Source organism: Nocardioides sp. Z35_8 (assembly GCF_059621125.1).
Genome location: NZ_JCAQIE010000001.1, coordinates 1,507,707 through 1,524,838, shown reverse-complemented (window position 1 = coordinate 1,524,838; position 17,132 = coordinate 1,507,707). Strand labels below are relative to the sequence as shown.

The 17,132-nt window shown below is 70.8% G+C and carries 15 protein-coding genes; 6 read left to right on the top strand and 9 right to left on the bottom strand.

From position 1 onward, the window contains the following. Positions 1-138 precede the first annotated feature (138 nt). Both AC54T2_RS07330 and AC54T2_RS07325 read left to right on the top strand, forming a co-directional pair. Positions 139-2,082, top strand: a complete 1,944-nt coding sequence (locus AC54T2_RS07330; RefSeq protein WP_206054496.1) for a 2-oxoacid:acceptor oxidoreductase subunit alpha — start codon at positions 139-141, stop codon at positions 2,080-2,082. After that, on the top strand, positions 2,079-3,194 hold the full coding sequence (locus tag AC54T2_RS07325; RefSeq protein ID WP_186340185.1) for a 2-oxoacid:ferredoxin oxidoreductase subunit beta: 1,116 nt from the start codon (positions 2,079-2,081) through the stop codon (positions 3,192-3,194). Before AC54T2_RS07330 ends, AC54T2_RS07325 begins: the two co-directional genes overlap by 4 nt. 39 nt (positions 3,195-3,233) lie before the next feature. Here the strand turns inward: AC54T2_RS07325 and AC54T2_RS07320 are convergent, their stop codons facing one another. Beyond that, the gene (locus tag AC54T2_RS07320; protein WP_186340184.1) at positions 3,234-3,644 is read right to left on the bottom strand and encodes a hypothetical protein; all 411 of its coding nucleotides are present in this window, start codon (positions 3,642-3,644) and stop codon (positions 3,234-3,236) included. Between the two features lie 100 nt (positions 3,645-3,744). On the opposite strand from AC54T2_RS07320, the gene rarD reads away from it, so the two are divergent. From rarD to AC54T2_RS07300, 4 genes are all read left to right on the top strand, one after another. Beyond that, entirely contained in the window at positions 3,745-4,653 is a 909-nt protein-coding gene (rarD, locus tag AC54T2_RS07315) for an EamA family transporter RarD (protein WP_186340183.1), read from the top strand. Positions 4,654-5,294: 641 nt separating this feature from the next. Next, positions 5,295-6,704: an HNH endonuclease signature motif containing protein gene (locus AC54T2_RS07310; protein ID WP_496665871.1), complete on the top strand. Its 1,410-nt coding sequence runs from the start codon at positions 5,295-5,297 to the stop codon at positions 6,702-6,704. 192 nt (positions 6,705-6,896) lie between these two features. After that, positions 6,897-7,067 (top strand): hypothetical protein, encoded by a 171-nt coding sequence (locus AC54T2_RS07305; protein WP_489975717.1) that lies wholly within the window; start codon positions 6,897-6,899, stop codon positions 7,065-7,067. A gap of 79 nt (positions 7,068-7,146) precedes the next feature. Beyond that, positions 7,147-7,860 carry a 3-keto-5-aminohexanoate cleavage protein gene (locus AC54T2_RS07300; protein WP_496665870.1) on the top strand — a complete coding sequence of 238 codons (714 nt, stop codon included), beginning with the start codon at positions 7,147-7,149 and terminating at the stop codon, positions 7,858-7,860. A gap of 17 nt (positions 7,861-7,877) precedes the next feature. On the opposite strand, the gene AC54T2_RS07295 is transcribed toward AC54T2_RS07300, so the two are convergent. From AC54T2_RS07295 to nuoH, 8 genes are all read right to left on the bottom strand, one after another. Continuing rightward, positions 7,878-8,855, bottom strand: a complete 978-nt coding sequence (locus AC54T2_RS07295; RefSeq protein ID WP_496666260.1) for a polyprenyl synthetase family protein — start codon at positions 8,853-8,855, stop codon at positions 7,878-7,880. 17 nt (positions 8,856-8,872) lie between these two features. Next, positions 8,873-10,465, bottom strand: a complete 1,593-nt coding sequence (gene nuoN, locus AC54T2_RS07290) for an NADH-quinone oxidoreductase subunit NuoN (RefSeq protein ID WP_186340180.1) — start codon at positions 10,463-10,465, stop codon at positions 8,873-8,875. Continuing rightward, a complete protein-coding gene (locus tag AC54T2_RS07285) occupies positions 10,462-11,949 on the bottom strand; it encodes an NADH-quinone oxidoreductase subunit M (protein ID WP_496665869.1) in 1,488 nt (495 codons plus the stop codon). Before AC54T2_RS07285 ends, nuoN begins: the two co-directional genes overlap by 4 nt. A gap of 67 nt (positions 11,950-12,016) precedes the next feature. After that, positions 12,017-13,966: an NADH-quinone oxidoreductase subunit L gene (nuoL, locus tag AC54T2_RS07280; protein ID WP_496666259.1), complete on the bottom strand. Its 1,950-nt coding sequence runs from the start codon at positions 13,964-13,966 to the stop codon at positions 12,017-12,019. A 52-nt stretch (positions 13,967-14,018) separates the two neighbouring features. Beyond that, complete coding sequence (gene nuoK, locus AC54T2_RS07275) at positions 14,019-14,312, bottom strand: NADH-quinone oxidoreductase subunit NuoK (protein WP_129456153.1); 294 nt, start codon at positions 14,310-14,312, stop codon at positions 14,019-14,021. Then, a complete protein-coding gene (locus tag AC54T2_RS07270) occupies positions 14,309-15,184 on the bottom strand; it encodes an NADH-quinone oxidoreductase subunit J (protein WP_496665868.1) in 876 nt (291 codons plus the stop codon). Before AC54T2_RS07270 ends, nuoK begins: the two co-directional genes overlap by 4 nt. Before the next feature lie 67 nt (positions 15,185-15,251). Further along, on the bottom strand, positions 15,252-15,809 hold the full coding sequence (gene nuoI / locus AC54T2_RS07265) for an NADH-quinone oxidoreductase subunit NuoI (protein ID WP_206054495.1): 558 nt from the start codon (positions 15,807-15,809) through the stop codon (positions 15,252-15,254). Next, positions 15,802-17,130 carry an NADH-quinone oxidoreductase subunit NuoH gene (gene nuoH / locus AC54T2_RS07260; protein ID WP_496666258.1) on the bottom strand — a complete coding sequence of 443 codons (1,329 nt, stop codon included), beginning with the start codon at positions 17,128-17,130 and terminating at the stop codon, positions 15,802-15,804. The genes nuoI and nuoH overlap by 8 nt, the downstream gene beginning before the upstream one ends. Positions 17,131-17,132: the final 2 nt, after the last annotated feature.

The following is a 17,132-nucleotide window of genomic DNA, read 5'->3' as shown; positions in this document are numbered from 1 at the left end:
GCCGCGCTCGTCCACCCCCGTCGGAGGGGAGGGCGACGAGGCGTCCATCACGTGGGGAGCGGCGGGAAAACGCCCGATCCGCGACTACTGTGGGCAGTTGGGCGAGGACTCCCCGACACGTAGGAAGCAGGGCAAGAGGTGACCCACACCGACAAGCAGGTCAAGCAGCTGGATCGCGTCATCATCCGGTTCGCGGGCGACTCCGGTGACGGCATGCAGCTGACCGGTGACCGGTTCACCCAGGAGACCGCCGCATTCGGCAACGACCTGGTCACGCTGCCCAACTTCCCGGCCGAGATCCGGGCGCCCCAGGGCACCCTGCCGGGGGTCTCGTCGTTCCAGGTGCACTTCGCCGACCACGACATCCTCACCGCGGGCGACGCACCCGACGTGCTGGTCGCGATGAACCCGGCGGCGCTGCGCGCCAACCTCGGCGACCTCCACAAGGGCGCGACGATCATCGTCGACACGCACGACTTCACCGCGCGCAACCTCACCAAGGCCGGCTACACCGCCAACCCGCTCGACGGCGACAGCCTCGACGCCTACGCGGTGCACCCCGTCGACCTCACCGGGATGACGGTCGAGGCGGTCAAGGACTTCGGCCTCTCGCGCAAGGACGCCTCGCGCGCCAAGAACATGTTCGCCCTCGGCCTGCTGTCGTGGATGTACGGACGCCCCACCGAGCCGACGACGGCGTTCCTGACCAAGCGCTTCGCCAAGGTGCCCGCCATCCGCGACGCCAACCTCGCGGCGTTCAAGGCCGGGTGGAACTTCGGCGAGACCACCGAGACGTTCGCCGTGCAGTACGAGATCAAGCCGGCCACCATGCCGCCCGGCACCTACCGCAACATCACGGGCAACCTCGCGCTGGCCTACGGCCTGGTCGCGGGTGGTGTGCAGTCCGGGCTCCCGCTGTTCCTCGGCACCTACCCGATCACGCCGGCCTCCGACATCCTCCACGAGCTGTCGAAGCACAAGTCGTTCGGCGTGACGACGTTCCAGGCCGAGGACGAGATCGCCGGCGTCGGCGCGGCCATCGGCGCGTCCTACGCCGGCCACCTCGGCGTCACCTCCACGTCCGGCCCCGGTGTGGCCCTGAAGTCGGAGGCGATCGGCCTCGCGGTGATGACCGAGCTGCCGCTCGTCGTCGTCGACGTGCAGCGCGGCGGCCCCTCGACCGGCCTGCCGACCAAGACCGAGCAGGCCGACCTGCTGCAGGCGATGTTCGGGCGCAACGGCGAGGCCCCCGTGCCGATCGTGGCTCCCCAGTCCCCCGGCGACTGCTTCGCCGCTGCGGTCGAGGCCACCCGGATCGCCGTCACCTACCGCACCCCGGTGCTCCTGCTCTCCGACGGCTACCTCGCCAACGGCTCCGAGCCGTGGCGGGTCCCGGCCGTCGACGAGCTGCCCGTGATCGACCCGGACTTCGCCACCGAGAAGAACTACACGGTCACCAACGACGACGACACCGTCACCTCCGAGTTCTGGCCCTACCTGCGCGACGAGGCCACCCTCGCCCGCCCGTGGGCGATCCCCGGCACCCCCGGTCTCGAGCACCGCATCGGCGGCCTCGAGAAGGGCGACGGTCACGGCAACATCTCCTACGACCCGGCCAACCACGACTTCATGGTCCGCACCCGCCAGGCCAAGGTCGACCGGATCGCCGACTCGATCCCGCTCGTCGAGGTCGACGACCCGTCAGGCGAGGCGAAGGTGCTCGTCCTCGGGTGGGGCTCGACCTACGGCCCGATCGGCGCCGGCGTACGCCGCGTCCGCAAGGCCGGCTACCACGTCGCGCAGGCACACCTGCGCCACCTCAACCCGTTCCCCAGCAACCTCGGCGAGGTCCTCCGGGGCTACGACAAGGTGCTGGTCCCCGAGATGAACCTCGGCCAGCTCTCGTTGCTGCTGCGTGCGAAGTACCTCGTCGACGCGGTCGGCTACAACCACGTCCGCGGCCTGCCGCTCAAGGCCACCGAGCTCGCCCACGCGATCGGCGAGCTCGTCGGCCAGGCCGAGGGCATCGAGATCGACCTCGGCGTGTGGGGCGAGCCGACCCAGAAGGAGCACATCCAGTGACCAGCCAGACCGACCTCGGCCTGCCCGCCTTCCGCTCCGGCACCGAGTCGGTGCCCGCGAGCGGGGCCCCGCAGACCGGCAAGGACTTCACCTCCGACCAGGAGGTGCGCTGGTGCCCCGGCTGCGGCGACTACGCCGTGCTCAAGGCCGTCCAGTCGTTCCTGCCCGACCTCGGCCTGCGCCGCGAGAACATCGTCTTCGTCTCCGGCATCGGCTGCTCCTCGCGCTTCCCCTACTACCTCGACACCTACGGCATGCACTCGATCCACGGCCGGGCGCCGTCGATCGCGACCGGCATCGCCACCGCGCGCGAGGACCTCTCGGTGTGGGTCGTCACCGGCGACGGCGACGCGCTGTCGATCGGCGGCAACCACCTGATCCACGCCCTGCGCCGCAACGTCAACATGACGATCCTGCTGTTCAACAACCGGATCTACGGCCTCACCAAGGGCCAGTACTCCCCCACCTCCGAGGCCGGCAAGGTCACCAAGTCGACACCGATGGGCTCGGTCGACCACCCGTTCAACCCGGTGTCGCTCGCGCTCGGCGCCGAGGCGACGTTCGTGGCTCGCACCATCGACTCCGACCGCAAGCACCTCACCTCGGTGCTGGCCGCGGCCGCGGCCCACCGCGGCACGTCGCTGGTCGAGATCTACCAGAACTGCCCGATCTTCAACGACGGCGCGTTCGACGCCATCAAGTCGCCCGACACCAAGGCCGACGCGATCATCCCGCTCGTCCACGGCGAGCCGATCCGCTTCGGCGCCCCGCTCGAGGACGGCCGCGGCGCCAAGGGCGTCGTCCGCGACCCCGAGACCGGTGGCGTCAAGGTCGCCCTGGTCGCCGACGTCGGCGAGGACGCCCTGCTCGTGCACGACGCCCACAGCCCCGACCCGTCGACGGCGTTCGCCATCAGCCGGCTGACCGCCGCCGACTACCTCCACCAGGCGCCCATCGGGATCTTCCGCCAGGTGGAGCGCCCGACCTACGACGACCAGGCCCGCGCGCAGGTCACCGCCGCCGTCGAGGAGGCCACCAACGGCGACACCGCCGACCGCACCGCTCGTCTGGCGGGGCTGATCGGCGGTGGCGACACCTGGACGATCCTCTGATCGTCCAGGTGGTGCTCGGCCGGTGAGGGCGAGCGGCGCTCAGTCGAAGTAGAGCGTCCAGACGTTGCCCTTGGTGTTGCCGAAGCCGTTGGAGCGGTCGACCTTGGAGCGCCACTTCCAGCGGCCGCGCTCCGGGGCGTAGATGCGGGTCTTGAAGACGCCCTTGTCGTTGGTCTTGACCTTCTTGGCGGTCTTCCACTTGCAGGAGCCGCACTTCTTCTTGAGGATCTTCACCTTCTGGTTGGCGTAGGGCAGCAGGGTGCCGTCAGCCTGCGGCTCCATGACCGTGCCCTTGAGCTTGAAGGCGTTGTAGGAGACCTGCTTGGTGCGCGGCGGGACCTCCTCGATGATCCGCTTGGGCGCCGACCCGGCGCTTGCGCCCGTGCTGAGCACGCCGGCGACGAGCAGGGCGGCGACCAGCGCCGCCAGGACGGTGCGGAAGATCCGCATGGTGAGTTCCCCCTCGATGGTGTGACTTCTCTGGTGCGTCGGAGTCCCCGGACCCCGACCGCGCCCATCGTAGGTGACGGGGCCGCCCTAGACTCCGTGAGTGCCAGATAGCCGTCGCGGAGTGGTCTTCGGCGCGCTCGCCTACACGCTCTGGGGCACCTTCCCGCTCTACTGGACCCTGCTGGAGCCGGCCGGTGCCATCGAGATCCTGGCCCACCGCATCGTCTGGTCGGTGCTGACGATGCTCGTCATCCTGGTGCTGGCGCGACGCGTCGGGCACTTCCGGGCGCTGCTGCGCGACCGGCAGCGGCTGCTCCTCCTCGTCTGCGCGGCGCTCGTCATCTCCGTCAACTGGGGCGCCTACATCTGGGGCGTCAACAACGACCGCGTGGTCGAGACCTCCCTCGGCTACTTCATCAACCCGCTCGTCACCGTGCTGATGGGCGTGCTGCTCCTCGGCGAGCGCCTGCGGCGCCTGCAGTGGATCGCCATGGCGATCGCCCTCCTCGCCGTCGTCGTGCTCACCGTCGACTACGGCGAGCCGCCGTGGGTGGCGCTGCTGCTCGCGTTCTCCTTCGGCACCTACGGCCTGCTCAAGAAGCAGGCGGGCGCCGGCGCGGTGGAGAGCATCACGCTGGAGACCCTGGTCATCGCGCCCTTCGCGGCGGCGTACGTCGCCTGGCTCGTCGCGGCCGGTCAGTCCACCTTCGGCGGTCACGGCGTCGGGCACGCACTCCTCTTCACCACCACCGGCGTGATCACCGCCATCCCGCTCATGCTCTTCGGGGCAGCTGCCAACCGGGTCTCGATGGTGTCGCTCGGGCTGCTCCAGTACCTCGCACCCACCCTCCAGTTCGCCCTCGGCATCCTCGTCTTCCGCGAGGACATGCCCGCCAGCCGCTGGATCGGCTTCGGACTGGTCTGGGTCGCGCTCGCGATCTTCACCGTCGAGGCGATCAAGCACCATCGCCGGCAGCTGCGCTTGGCGGCGGAGGCCAGCGCCGTGTGAGCGAGGCGTCCCTGACCGGGACCGTGGCACGAGGCCGTCAGCAGCTGACGTCGAGCGCCGCGGTGGGTCGTTCACAGGAGGCGAAGCTCCACGTCTGGTCGCTGAAGGAATCCTGGGTCGAGTCGGTGTACAGCTCCGTCGACCCCTCCGGTGTCACCCGGTAGTAGTCAGTGACGGGGTCGCCCTCCGTCGTGGGATGCCGCACGCTCAGCTCCGCCCCGCGTCCGAGGCGGAGCGCGCGTTCCAGGCACGCGAGCTCGGACCTGCCCTCGACCTCCACTGCCTCGCCCTGGTGAAGCCGCAGTGCGCCGCAGCTGGGCAAGGGCGGACGCGACTCCCACTGCTCCCCCACCGGGTCCGACGCCCATGGCCCGAGACCCGTGCAACCAGCGAGCAGGGCAGCGCAGGCGACGGACCCGGGCAACGTGCTGGCGAGGGGCAGTCGGACAGAGGCCGTCATGCCCGTGGGACGCGGGGTGACGCGGCGGGGATCCGGCATCCGGGTTGGCTGGCAGGGACGCGCGCATGAGGGGCCCGCGGCCCCCTGGGCCCGAGCCGTGTTCCCCCGTCGGTGGTGCGGTGTATCAACAGCTTGAGTCCGCCCCGGGCGATTGTCAGCGGCTGGCGGTAGAATCGAACACATGATCGGCATGCTGGCGAGGCAGCAAGCGGGTGAGGTGGACGACCTCACCGCCTCCGATCTGCTCGCCTCGATCATGAGGTCGCGCGAGACCGAGAACGCCGAAGCCGCGCGGCAGCTCGTGCTCGCCGCGCAGTGGGCGGATCTGCACCCGCCTGAGTCGATCCACTCCGCGGCCTCCTTCACCGTGCCGGGCTGTGAGCACGAGGAGCCCATCGCAGGTGAGGGCACGCCCCTGGTCGCGGAGTTCTGCGTCGCCGAGCTCGGCGGCGTCCTGGGCGTCTCGACGGTCTCGGCGAAGAGGCTCATCGGCCACGCCCTCGAGCTGCGTCACCGCCTCCCGCGACTGTGGGCTCAGGTGCAGGCCGGTCGGGTGCCGGCATGGCGCGCGCGTGCGGTCGCCGAGGCCACGATCCACACCACCCCCGCGCTGACGCGCGAGGCCGCGGCATACGTGGACACCCAGGTCGCCGCCGTCGCCGGACGCATCGGGCCGGCGCAGCTCGACCGGCTCGTCGCCGAGACCATCAAGCGCTACGACCTCGCCGCCCCCGACCCGGCCTCCGACCCCGAGGACGGCTACCTCCACGTCGACCCCCGCCACGCCACCCTCCACGACCAGGAGGTCCACTTCGCCGGCACGATGACGTTCGAGGCAGAGCTCGACCTCGCCGACGCCATCGACCTCGACCGCGCGCTGGCCCACGGCGCTGCGACGCTCGCCGCGCTCGGCTCACTGGAGTCGCTCGACGCCCGCCGCTCCGCCGCCTTGGGTGACCTCGCCCGCACCCAGACCGCGCTGGACCTGCACCACCAAGGCGCCGCGACCACGCGTGCCGAGGACGGACTCCCACTCGCCCGCGAGGTCGTGCTGCACGCCCACCTCGACGCCACGTTCTCCGGTGACGCCACCGTCTTCGGTCCCACCGGGCGGCTCGAGGAAGGCCGGCGGCTGGTGCTGCTCGACCACATCCGCGACTGGTGCGCCGACTCCCGCACCAACGTCACCATCAAGCCGGTCATCGACCTCAACACCCAGCTCCACACCGACGCCTACAAGGTCCCCGACCGGATCCGGGAGCAGATCGTCCTTCGCGACCGCACCTGCGTCTTCCCCTGGTGCACCCGCCCCGCCCGCGGCTGCGACATCGACCACGTCACCCCCTACGACCACGACGCCGCCGCCGAAGGCAGACCACAGCCCGGCCCCACCCAGACCGACAACCTCGCCGCGTTGTGCCGGTCCCACCACCGCCTCAAGACCCACACCGCCTGGCGCTACGAGACCACCGGCCCCGGCGCGTTCGAATGGACGTCACCGCACGGCCACCACTACCGCCGCGACGCATCCGGCACCAGCCGCATCGACGAGCCGGGCCCACCCGGCATCCCGCAACCCCGTCGACGATGACCCCGCCCCGCACCCCGCCACCCACCCGGTAGCGGGGCCACCGGCACGCTCGCGTCCCACCCGACAGCCAGCGCCCCCGGCGCCCGAGGCAACGATCCGCTGCGGCGTGCCTGCCCCTCGCGCTGAAGCCGGTGCCGTGGCAGACTCCGGCCCACCGACACCTGGGGGCCCCATGCCTGTGCGCCTGACACCGTGCGACTCCTCGCGGCCGAGGCGGCGCGCGAGATGACCTACCTCGTCGTGGTCCTCCTCGTCGTCCTCATCGCTCTGGTGGTCGAGAACGCCCGCCGCGGTCCCGTGAAGGCCACCAGGACCGGCAGCCAGGTCGCGGGCGGAGGAGACGGAGGAGCCGGCGGCGGCTGACCCTGGACGCCGCCGCACCAGCGATCAGGACCGTCGCAGGGCGTGGCTCGACGTCGGCTGACCTCGCTAGCCTGCCGACATGCTGAAGGCCTGCCTCAACGGTCCCCGGATGCCCACCGAGCACCCCGCCCTCCCGGTGACTCCCGCCCAGCTCGCGGACGACGTGGTCGCCGTGACCGGAGCCGGTGCCGAGATGGTGCACGTGCACCAGAAGGACGCGTCGGGTCGCGACACGTTCCGCGCCGACGCGGTCGCCCAGACGCTCGAGGCGATCCGCGCAGCGTCACCCGGCACGCCGGTCGGCATCACCACCGGGGCCTGGGCCGCACCGGGGGTCGAGGACCGCCTCGCCGCGATCGGCTCGTGGACGGTGCTCCCCGACTTCGCCTCCGTCAACTGGCACGAGGACGGCGCCGAGCAGGTCGCCGACGCCCTCCTGGGGCGAGGCGTCGGCGTCGAGGCGGGGCTGTGGACCGAGGCCGCCCTGCAGGCCTGGCTGGCGTGGCCATCGCGGGACCGGTGCGTGCGCGTGCTGCTCGAGCTCCCCGACGAGCCCGACGCGGCACGGTGCCTCGACCTGGCCGACCGCATGCTCGCCCTCCTCGACGACGCCGCGAACGCCGTCCCCGTCCTGCTGCACGGTGAGGACCGCAGCGCGTGGCCGGTGCTGGTGCACGCACGCCGCCTCGGGCTCGACACCCGGATCGGGCTCGAGGACACCCTGACGCTCCCCGACGGCGCGCGAGCGCCCGACAACGCCTCGCTGATCCGCGCCGCCCTCGCGCGGACGTGACGTCGGAGGAGCGTGGGTCAGGACGTCCGCGTGGCGACGATGTCGGCGAAGGACTCCAGGGCGGTGCGGACCGGGCCGGGGTCGAGGGCCTCGAGGAGCTTCTTCGCGCGGGCGGCCTCGCTGAGGACGTGGTCGCGCGCCTGCTGCATGGCCGGGTGGCGGCGCATCAGCTCGAGGGCCTCGGCGTGCTCGGCGTCGTCGGTGAGCGGGCGGCCGAGCAGGCTGAGCAGGCGGGCGTCGGCCGGGTCGGTCGAGGCCTGCGCCATCAGCACCGGCAGGGTCGGCACGCCCTCGCGCAGGTCGGTGCCCGGCGTCTTGCCCGACGTGTCGGACTCCGAGGCGATGTCGAGGATGTCGTCGGTGAGCTGGAACGCCGAGCCGACGATCTCACCGTAGGAGCTGAGCGCCTCCACGACCACGGGACGCGCACCGCTGAACATCGCGCCGTAGCGCGCCGACGTGGCGATGAGGGAGCCGGTCTTGCCGGCCACGACGTCGAGGTAGTGCGCGAGCGGGTCCTCCCCCGGACCCGGCGGCACGGTCTCCATGATCTGGCCCTCGACGAGGCGCGTGAACGTGCGCGCCTGGATCAGCACGGCCTCCGGCCCGAGCGCCGCGGTGAGCTCGGAGGAGCGGCCGAAGAGGAAGTCGCCGGTGAGGATCGCGACGTTGTTGTCCCAGCGCGCGTTGGCGGTGTGCGCCCCGCGGCGCAGCGCCGCCTCGTCCATCACGTCGTCGTGGTAGAGCGAGGCGACGTGGGTCAGCTCGACCACGCACGCGGCGGTGTAGACGGCCTCGGCATCCGGGTCGGGGCCGGCCTCGGCGGCCAGCAGCACCAGGAGCGGACGGAAGCGCTTGCCGCCGGCCATCATCAGGTGCGCCGCCGCCTCCGAGACGAACCGGGCACGCCCGCGGCAGTGGTCGGCGAGCATGCCCTCGATGCGCGTCATCCGCTCGACCAGCCGCTGTTCGAGGGCGGCGTCGACGACGGGCATGGCGAGGGGCGAGTCGGTCACCTGATGAATTCTCCCGCAACCGCCGCCAGGTCGAGCACCGGCCCCGGCACCACGCCGAGGACGAGGGTCACCGCGGCTCCGACGGCGATGGTCGCCGCGGTGAGCACCGACGGGTAGGCCACGCTCGGACCGTCGCCGACGGGCTCGTCGAAGTACATGACCTTGATGACCCGGACGTAGAGGAACGCGGCGATGATGCTCGCGATCACGGCCGCGATGACCACCGGCCACGCGCCCGCGGCGAGCGCCGCGGAGAAGACCGCCAGCTTGCCCACGAAGCCGGAGGTGAGCGGGATGCCCGCCATCGCCAGCAGGAAGAAGGCGAACACCGCGGCGACGACCGGGGACTCCTTGCCCAGGCCCGCCCAGCGGTCGATCGCGGTGGTCTCGCCGCCACCGTCGCGGACCAGGCTCACGACCGCGAACGCACCGATCGTGGCGAAGCCGTAGGTCGCGAGGTAGAACAGCACGGCCTGGAGCGAGGTGATCTCGCCCGGGGCCAGCTGGTCGGCGGCCTGCAGGCCCACCACGCCGGTGAGGATGAAGCCGGTGTGCGCGATCGAGGAGTAGGCCAGCAGGCGCTTGATGTCGCTCTGCGTGATGGCCAGCGCCGCGCCGACGAACATCGAGAGGATGGCGATGACCCACAGCATCGGCTGCCACGACCAGCGGTCGGCGCCGAGGGCGACGTAGAAGAGCCGCATGAGCGCGCCGAACGCCGCGACCTTGGTGCCGGCCGCCATGAACGCGGTGACCGGGGTGGGCGCGCCCTGGTAGACGTCGGGCGTCCACGCCTGGAAGGGCACGGCGCCGACCTTGAACAGCAGACCCACGGCGAGCAGGCCGGTGCCGATCAGCAGCAGGCTCTGGTTGCCCACGTCGTTGCGGACGGCCTCGTTGATGGCGGCGAAGTCGAGCGAGCCGGCGAAGCCGTAGAGCAGCGCGGCGCCGTAGAGGAAGAAGCCGGAGGAGAAGGCGCCGAGCAGGAAGTACTTGAGCGCGGCCTCCTGGCTGAGCAGGCGACGCCTGCGCGCCAGTCCGCTCAGCAGGTAGAGCGGCAGCGAGAGGACCTCGAGGCCGACGAACATCGTCAGCAGGTCGTTGGCCGCGGGGAACAGCATCATGCCGAAGACCGCGAACATCATCAGCGGGTAGACCTCGGTGTGCTCGCGGTTGGCCGCGATCGAGGCCGTCTCGGCGTCGGTGCCCGGCACCGCGGCGGCCTGGCCGGCGAACGCCGACACCCCGCCGTCGAGGTGCCGCTCGGCGAAGAGCAGCACGCCCGCGATCGCCAGCGCGAGGACCAGGCCCCAGATGAAGAGGCTCGGCCCGTCGACCGCGATGGTGCCGCCCATGGCGAGCACGCCGCGCGCCGCGTCGCCGTCGTAGGTCGGGACGTCCTGGGCGACGAGCACGACGCCCACCAGGGCGAGCACGAGACCACCGAGGGCCAGCACGACCTGCGCGGGATAGCGGATCCCGCGCGGCAGGAACGCCTCGACGACCACGCCGAGGCAGGCCACACCGAAGACGACCAGCAGCGGCCAGAGCTCGAAGTAGTCGACGATGGGCTTCACGAACTCGGTCACTGGGGACCACCCTCCTGGCCGATGCCCACGCTCGCGAGCGAGTCGTTGACGAACGGGTTGATGACGTCGAGCAGCGGCATCGGGTAGAAGCCGAACAGCACGAGTGCGAGCAGCAGCGGGGCGAGGATGCCGGTCTCACGCCGGTCGAGGTCGGCCACGGGGGCCGTGTCGACGCGACCGGGGCCGGTCATCGTGCGCTGGTACATCCAGAGCGCGTAGAACGCGGCCAGGACGATCGCGAGCACCGCGATCGCACCGACCACCCAGTGGTAGTCGAACGCGGCGATGATGACGAGCATCTCGGAGACGAACGGCGACAGGCCGGGGAGGCCCGCCGCGGCGAGGCCGCCGACGAGGAAGAAGCCGGCCAGCACCGGTGCGGCCTTCTCGACCCCGCCCATCTCGCGGATCGACGCGGTGCCCGTGCGCCGGATCAGGAGCCCGGCAGCGAGGAACATCAGCGCCGTCGCGATGCCGTGGTTGACCATGTAGAGGATCGCGCCGGACCCGCCGGTCGGGCTGAAGACGAAGATGCCCAGCACGATGAAGCCGAAGTGCGACAGCGACGTGAGGCCGATCAGGCGCAGGACGTCGTCCTGGCCGATGGCGACGAGGGCGCCGTAGATGATCGAGATCAGCGCCAGCACGACGACCGCCGGGGTGGCCCACTGCGAGGCCTCGGGCAGCAGCCCCAGGCAGAACCGCAGCATCCCGAAGGTGCCGATCTTGTCGAGGATGCAGACCAGCAGCACGGAGGTGCCGGTGGTGGCCTTCTCAGTGGTGTCGGCGAGCCAGGTGTGCACCGGGAACATCGGCGCCTTGATCGCGAAGGCGATGAAGAAGCCGACGAACAGCCAGCGCTGCGTGGTCTCGTCGATGTCGAGGGCGGCCAGGTCGCTGATCAGGAAGCTCGGGTTGCCGGCGTCGGCCGAGACGACGTAGAGCCCGATCACCGAGGCGAGCATGATGAGCCCGCCGGCGAGCTGGTAGATCAGGAACTTGGTCGCGGCGCGTCCGCGGCCGGCCCGGCCGAAGCCGCCGATCAGGAAGTAGGCCGGGATCAGCGTCGCCTCGAACACGACGTAGAACAGCAGCACGTCGGTGGCGGTGAAGACGGCCAGCGACATGGCCTCGAGGCCGAGGGTCCAGGCGAAGAAGGCCTTCGCCCCGCTGTTGCCCGCCGCATCCGACTCGTTCCAGCCGGCCAGCATCACGATCGGCACGAGCGCGACCGTGAGCAGGACCATCAGCAGGCCGAGGCCGTCGAGGCCGAGCGCGTAGTGGACGCCCAGCGACTCGATCCACGTGTGGGTCTCGGTGAGCTGCATGCCGCCGTCCACGTCGTACTGCGTCGCGGCGACGACCGCGGCGACCAGGGTCGCGGCGGCGAAGCCGAGGCCGACCAGCCGGGCGACCGCGTGCGGCACCAGGGCCGTGACGAGCGCGCCGACCAGCGGCAGCAGGATCAGGATCGTGAGAGTCATGCGGGGTCCTCGCAGGGGTGTTCGACGGAGGAGCTGAGCGGGGAGGGCGGAGGGCTCTGGAGGGTGCTCATCCGAGGTTCACCACCAGGAGGGCGAGGACGAGGAGGAGCGCACCGCCGAGGACCGACAGGGCGTAGGAGCGGACGAACCCGTTCTGGACGCGGCGCAGCGTCCTGGACAGGCCGCCGACGGCCGCCGAGCCGCCCTCGATGACCCCGTCGACGCCGACCCGGTCGAACGTCGTCAGGCCGCCGACGAGCTCGGCCGCGGGACGCACGACGACGGCGTCGTTGATGGCGTCGCCGTAGAGGTCGGCCCGGGCCGCCCGCGTCGCGAACGACACGTCCTGCGGCGCCTCGCGCGGGACCTCCCGCTTGCCCACCAGGAACCAGGCCGCGGCCACGCCCAGCGCGACGACGGCGGTGATGATCAGCGTGATCACGATGGCCGGCAGCGGGGGCTCGTGGTGCTCGGCGTGCCCGGTGACGGGCTCGAGCCACGTGACGATCCAGTCGCCGAGCAGCAGGACGCCGCCGAGGACCGAGAGCGCGGCCAGCACGACGAGCGGCACCGTCATCACCTTGGGCGACTCGTGCGGGTGCACGTCGGGCGCCCAGCGCTTGCTGGTGAAGAAGGTCATCAGCATCAGGCGCGTCATGTAGAAGGCGGTGATGCCGGCGCCGAGCAGCGCCAGGAGACCGATCAGCAGGTTGTCGGCCAGGGCCGACTCGATGATCTTGTCCTTGGACCAGAAGCCGGAGAAGCCGGGGAACCCGATGATCGCGAGGTAGCCCATCGCAAAGGTCACGAAGGTGATCGGCATCGCCTTGTTGAGCGCGCCGTAGTGGCGCATGTCGACGTCGTCGTTCATGCCGTGCATGACCGAGCCCGCGCCGAGGAACATGTTGGCCTTGAAGAACCCGTGCGTGAGCAGGTGGAAGATCGCGAACGGGTAGCCCACCGGGCCGAGGCCGGCGGCGAGCATCATGTAGCCGATCTGGCTCATCGTGGAGCCGGCGAGCGCCTTCTTGATGTCGTCCTTGGCGCAGCCGAGGATCGCGCCCCACAGGAGCGTGACGGTGGCGACGATGACCACAGCGGTCTGGGCGACGGGCGTGAGGTCGTAGATGAAGTTGGACCGCACCACGAGGTAGACGCCGGCGGTGACCATGGTCGCGGCGTGGATCAGGGCCGAGACCGGGGTCGGGCCCTCCATCGCGTCGAGCAGCCACGCCTGCAGCGGCACCTGGGCGGACTTGCCGCACGCGGCGAGCAGGAGCAGCAGGCCCAGGGCGTTGAGCGTGCCCTGTCCGGCCTCGCCGGCCAGCTCGCTGACGGCGCCGAAGTCGGTGGTGCCGAAGGTGGCGAACATCAGCGCGATGGCCAGCGACAGCCCGATGTCGCCCACGCGGTTGATGACGAAGGCCTTCTTGGCCGCGGCCGCGGCCGACGGCTTGTGCTGCCAGAAGCCGATGAGCAGGTAGGACGCCAGGCCGACGCCCTCCCAGCCCAGGAACAGGCCCACGAAGTTGGCCGAGAGGATCAGCGTGAGCATCGCGGCGACGAACAGGTTGAGGTAGCCGAAGAAGCGGCGGCGGCGCGGGTCGTGCTCCATGTAGCCGATGGCGTAGACGTGGATCAGCGAGCCGACGCCGGTGATGAGCAGCAGGAACAGCGCGGACAGCGGGTCGTAGAGCAGGTCCATGCCGACCGTCAACGAGCCGGTCTCGAACCACGTCCAGAGGTGCTGGCCCATCTGGCGGGCGTCGTCCTCGCGCCCGAGCAGCGCGATGAAGAGCACGAGGCTGACCACGAACGACAGCGCGGTCGTCGCGGTGCCGAGGAGGTGGCCGTGCTTGTCGACGGCCGCCTTGAGCGAGGCGGGCAGGAACGGCGCGACGCCGAGCAGCAGGACCGCGCCGAGCAGCGGCAGCGCGATGACCAGCCACAGCAGGTCGAAGACGCCACCGGCACCGGTGTCGGGCGCGACGATCGGCGCGCTGGCGCCCTCGGCCATCGGCAGCCCTGCGGCGAGGACCGAGTGGGACAACAGGTTCACGAGTGCTCCCTCAGTACTTCAGCAGGCTGGCGTCGTCGACCGAGGCCGAGCGTCGGGTGCGGAAGATGGTCATGATGATCGCGAGCCCGATCACGACCTCGGCAGCGGCCACGACCATCACGAAGAAGGCGGTGATCTGCCCGTCGAGGTTGCCGTGCTGGCGGGCGAAGGCCACGAACGCCAGGTTGCAGGCGTTGAGCATCAGCTCGACGCACATGAACACCACGATGGCGTTGCGGCGCGTCAGGACGCCCACGCAGCCGATGGTGAACAGGATCGCCGAGAGGACGATGTACTGGGTCACTGGTCCGTGTCCTTGTCCGTGCCGACGACGGGGTCACCGGCGGCGTGGCTGTCGGCGTGCTTGACGACGTCCTCCTCGGTGGTGGCGGGCGAGCCGGCCTTGCCCGAGGTCTCCGGCATCGCGCTCGGGTCGCCGATCTGGCGGCGCACGTCGACGATGTCGTCGGCGAACGCCGGGGCCGAGCGGACCGTGCCGCGGGCGACGAGCACGCGCGAGACCGACGACTCGGCCGGCGTGCCGTCGGGCAGCAGCGCGGGGGTGTCGACCGCGTTGTGGCGAGCGTAGACGCCGGGCGCGGGGAGCGGACCGGGGTGCTTGCCGTGCTCGGCGTAGTCACGCAGCCGCTGGGCGGCGAGGTCGGCCTGCGTCGCCCTGGGCGTGAGGCGCTCGCGGTGGGCGAGCACCATCGCGCCGAGGGCTGCGGTGATCAGCAGCGCGCTGGTCGCCTCGAAGGCGAAGACGTAGCGGGAGAACAGGATGTTGGCGATCGCGGGCACGTTGCCCCCGGCGTTGGCCTCGTCGAGGCCGACGACCGTGCCGAGGGTGACCTGGCTGAGGCCCAGGACCAGCACGATCCCGAACAGCAGGCCCAGCACGATCGCCATCGCGCGCTGGCCGCGGATGGTCTCCACGACGGAGTCCGTGGCGTCGACGCCGATGAGCATCATCACGAACAGGAAGAGCATCAAGATCGCGCCGGTGTAGACGATGATCTGCACCGCGAAGAGGAACGGCGCGTCGAGCACGGCGTAGAGGAACGCCAGGCTGATCATCACCACGGCGAGCAGCAGCGCGGCGTGCACGGCCTTGCGGACGAACAGGATGCCCAGCGCGGCCGCGACCATGATCGGGGCGAGGATCCAGAAGGTCATCGGGGTCCCCTCGGAGTTGTCGGACGGAGGAGCGAAGCGGAGGAGGACGAGAACTCCGTGGGGTGGTTCATCGGGTCGCCCCCCGGTAGTAGTCGCCCTCGTCGTCGCCGAGGCGCATCGCGTGCGGCGGCTCCTCCATGCCCGGCAGGAGCGGGGCCAGCAGGTCGGACTTCTCGTAGATGAGGTCGGCCCGGTTGTCGTCGGCGAGCTCGTACTCGTTGGTCATGGTCAGCGCGCGGGTCGGGCACGCCTCGATGCAGAGCCCGCACAGGATGCAGCGCAGGTAGTTGATCTGGTAGACGCGGCCGTAGCGCTCACCGGGGCTGAAGCGACCGGAGCCGTCCGGCAGGTCGACGTTGGACGCGCCCTCGACGTAGATCGCGTCGGCAGGGCAGGCCCAGGCGCACAGCTCGCACCCGATGCACTTCTCCAGCCCGTCGGGCCAGCGGTTGAGCTGGTGCCGGCCGTGGAAGCGCGGAGCGGTCGGCACCTTCTCGAACGGGTACTGCTCGGTGACGACCTTCTTGAACATCGTTCGGAAGGTGACGCCGAACCCGGCGATCGGGTCCCAGAGGCTCTCCTTGATCCCCTTGGAGCCCTGCCCGGACTGAGACGACTCACTCATGGTTCTCCTCCGCTGCGGCGGTGACGGTGGTGCGGCTCTGGGCGAACGTGAGGGGCTGGGCGCCGCCGCGGACGGCACCGCCGGTCGGCATCGGCGGCACGGGGAACCCGCCGGCGAACGCGTCCTGCGGCTCCTCGCGCGCCTCGACGGGCTCGTCCTCGGACGTCTTGTCCCCGACGAACATCAGCCCGACGGTGAGGACCAGCAGCACGGCGATCGCGGCCACGAGGTAGGTGCGGTTGATGTTGCCCTCGAGCGAGATGACGCGGATGGTCGCGACGGCCACGATCCAGGCCAGCGAGACCGGGATGAGCACCTTCCAGCCCAGCGCCATGAACTGGTCGTAGCGCATGCGGGGCAGCGAGCCGCGCAGCCACACGAACAGGAAGATGAAGCAGAAGACCTTGCCGAAGAACCACAGCAGGGGCCAGTAGCCGCTGTTGGCGCCCTCCCACACGTGCTCGATGCCCCACGGCGCGGCCCAGCCGCCGAGGAAGAGCGTGGTGGCGATGGCCGACACGGTCGCGAGGTTGATGTACTCGGCCAGGAAGAACAGCGCGAACTTGAGGCTGGAGTACTCGGTGTGGAAGCCGCCGACCAGCTCGCCCTCGGCCTCAGGGAGGTCGAAGGGCGCGCGGTTGGTCTCGCCGACCATCGAGATGACGTAGATGACGAAGGACGGCAGCAGGATCAGGCCGAACCAGAGCCGGTCCTGTGCGGCGACGATCTCCGAGGTCGACATCGACCCGGCGTAGAGGAACACCGCCACGAGCGCGAGGCCCATCGCGACCTCGTAGGAGATCATCTGCGCGCTCGAGCGCAGACCGCCGAGCAGGGAGTAGGTCGAGCCGGACGACCAGCCGCCGAGGACGATGCCGTAGATGCCGATCGAGGCGATGGCGAGCATGAAGAGCACCGCCACGGGCATGTCGGTGAGCTGCAGCGGGGTCCGGTGGCCGAAGAAGTTGACCTCGGGCCCGAGCGGGATCACCGCCCAGGTCACGAAGGCGGGCACGACCGCGATGATCGGCGCCACCAGGAAGACGACCTTGTCGGCCGCCTTGGGGACGATGTCCTCCTTGAGCGCGAGCTTGACGCCGTCGGCCAGCGACTGCAGGAGGCCGAAGGGACCGTTGACGTTGGGCCCGGGGCGGTGCTGCATCCGGGCCACGACCCGGCGCTCGAACCAGATGTTGAACAGGGTCAGCAGCACCAGGACCAGGAAGATGAGCACGGCCTTGAGCGCGATCACCCACCACGGGTCCTGGCCGAAGGCGGCCAGGCCGGGGTCCGGGAGGTCCGCCGCCAGCGGAGCGAGCATCG